The following is a 708-nucleotide window of genomic DNA, read 5'->3' as shown; positions in this document are numbered from 1 at the left end:
TCGTCGGTCGTCCGGGCGACCGACGAGGGGGCACGAGTCGACGAGAGCGCGGGCGAGTGAGTTGGACGGGCTGGGAGGGGTAACACTAAGCCCCGCGGCGACGGGGCGTAAGCCATGTCCAGTGTTCCGTTCGGGATCGCGCGCCTCGACTCGATTTTCGGGGGCGGCGCACCCGCCGGGAGCGTCGTGCTGCTCGCGGGCGAGGCGGGCGCCGGCGCCCGGGAGTTCGCGTACACGAGCGCCGCGATGAACGCCTTGGCGCGCACCGACGAGGAGCTGTTCGACCTGTACTACGGCGACATCGACGCCGACGCCGCGCTCCCCGACTCGGTCCACTACATCTCCTTCACCGCCGACACCGACGCGATCACCCGGGAGATGGCGTACACGATGGCCGACGAGATCGTCGACACGGCCGTCGACGAGATCGCCTTCCGCGACCTCTCGCCGGAGTACTTCCAGCTGTCGCCGGTGCCGCGCGACTGGTACGAGACGGAGACGGCGTCGATCACGGAGCTCGGCGACCGCGGCGAGTACGAGGACGTCCTCACCGCGTTCGGCGACTACCTCTCGGAACACGGCCGGGGGAGCCTCGTCTGTATCGACTCCGTCACCGACCTCGTCTCGATGGTCTCCGACGACACCGACTGGAGCGACGTGGCGATGGTGATGAAGGGGCTGAAGAAGGCCGCCTACGAGTGGGACGCC

1 protein-coding gene is annotated in these 708 nt (G+C 69.1%); it reads left to right on the top strand.

Going from position 1 to position 708, the window contains the following annotated elements; all coding sequences use genetic code 11:
* Nucleotides 1–114 precede the first annotated feature (114 nt).
* Nucleotides 115–708: HTR-like protein (locus tag Z052_RS16650; RefSeq protein ID WP_099289262.1), on the top strand; the 594-nt coding region annotated here is incomplete at its 3' end.

It is taken from the genome of Halorubrum sp. C191 (genome assembly GCF_002727095.1).
In the GTDB taxonomy this organism is placed as follows: Archaea; Halobacteriota; Halobacteria; order Halobacteriales; family Haloferacaceae; genus Halorubrum; species Halorubrum ezzemoulense.
The sequence above is the reverse complement of the archived record's forward strand: the minus strand, read 5'-3'. Positions and strand labels throughout refer to the sequence as shown.